The 1,540-nt window shown below is 74.4% G+C and carries 2 protein-coding genes; both read right to left on the reverse strand.

What is annotated here, in order from left to right; translation table 11 throughout:
* Positions 1-110: 110 nt before the first annotated feature.
* A complete protein-coding gene (locus tag DMH08_RS39420; protein WP_026405877.1) occupies positions 111-908 on the reverse strand; it encodes a hypothetical protein in 798 nt (265 codons plus the stop codon).
* A 109-nt stretch (positions 909-1,017) separates the two neighbouring features.
* The coding region (locus DMH08_RS39425) for a VIT1/CCC1 transporter family protein (protein ID WP_125621384.1) at positions 1,018-1,540 on the reverse strand (523 nt) is incomplete at its 5' end.

Genomic DNA, 1,540 nt, shown 5'->3' on the forward strand with positions numbered 1-1,540 from the left:
GGCGGCGGCCGGGCTCATCGGACTCCACGACGGCGCAGACTACTGCCCGCGGGCCGGTGACACGCGCGTCCCGGCCCGCATCGGGGTCCGGCGCGCCCGCACGGCCCGCGTCACCGGCCGGCCTCGTCGGCCAGGCCGAGCCGCGCCCACACGAAGTCGGCGGGCTTCTCGACGGCCAGGCTCACGTCGATCATCTCGTTGAGCGACGCGGGCTGCCCGCCGCCGGCCCGCTGCACCCAGGTGATCACGGCGTAGTGGCCGTAGTTGCGGGCGTAGGCGGCGCTGAACCCCTTCCCGAAGGCGGGGGCGCCCTCGGGGTTCAGCGGGACGATCCAGCCCGCGTTCGTCGCCGGGTCGAGGGTCCGCATGACCTGGTCGGCGCCGGCCTTGTCCTTCATGTTGACCACGATGAACTGGCCGAGCAGCTTCTTGTCGGCGCTGACGTAGGCGGCGCGGCCGATCTGCGTGCAGCCGTGCGCGGCCAGGTCCTGCTGGAGGCGGTCGCCCCAGGTGACGCTCTTGCAGTCGGTGAGCTCGGCGCCGGCCTGCGTGAACGTGTACGGGCCGCTGGCGAGGCTCTTGGCCGACCCGCCGAACGCCTCGGCCTCGGTGACCGCCCGCTGGTCGGCCTCCCGCGAAGCGATCTTGGCGAAGCTCGCGCCGTTGTAGTCCGGGGTGTAGGCCGTCGGCGCGACCTTCGCGACCGCCGGCGCCTTCTCCTCACCGCCGCCCGTCACCAGGACGACCGCCACGACCGCGACGGCCACCACGACGAGCGCGGCGGCCGCACCGAACAGCAGCTTGGGAGCGGGACGCTTCGAACCGGACTTGCCGCCGCCTTCCGGCCGGATGTCCCGCCCGCCCTTGCGCGCCGTCCCGGGGGAACCAGTGTCACGTGCCTCGATCACGCCCGGGAGCTTAGCGGTCGGAGCGCACCTCGCGGGCCGGAAAGGAGGTTTTGTCCCCTGGATGGCCCTAGGTCACGTTTCGGGGGCGGCGCCGCCTTCGCGCGGCCGACTACACGCCGTTGGTCCCGATGAGCGCGCCCACCGCGTAGGTGATCGCCGCGGCGGCCGCGCCGAACGCGAGCTGCCGCAGCCCGCCGAACCACCAGGCGCGCGACGTCACCCGCGACACCAGCGCCCCGGCGCCGAACAGCCCCAGCGCCGCGACCACCCCGGCGGGCCACAGCGACGCCGCGCCCAGCAGGTACGGCAGGACGGGCAGCAGCGCGCCCACCGCGAACGACAGGAACGACGACCCGGCCGCCAGCAGCGGCGACGGCAGCTCGCCGGGCACCACGCCGATCTCCTCCTTGGCGTGCACCTCGAGGGCGTCGTCGGGGTCGCGCGACAGCTGCCGCGCGACCTCGGCGGCGGTCTCGGGGTCCACCCCGCGCGCCTCGAAGACCTGCGCCAGCTCCCGCTGCTCGGAGATCGGGTGCCGGGCCAGCTCGATGCGCTCGATCTCGATCTCGGCCTCGGCCAGCTCCGACTGGGACGCCACGGAGATGTACTCCCCGGCCGCCATCGAGAACGCT

This window comes from Actinomadura sp. WAC 06369 (genome assembly GCF_003947565.1).
GTDB lineage: Bacteria > Actinomycetota > Actinomycetes > Streptosporangiales > Streptosporangiaceae > Spirillospora > Spirillospora rifamycini.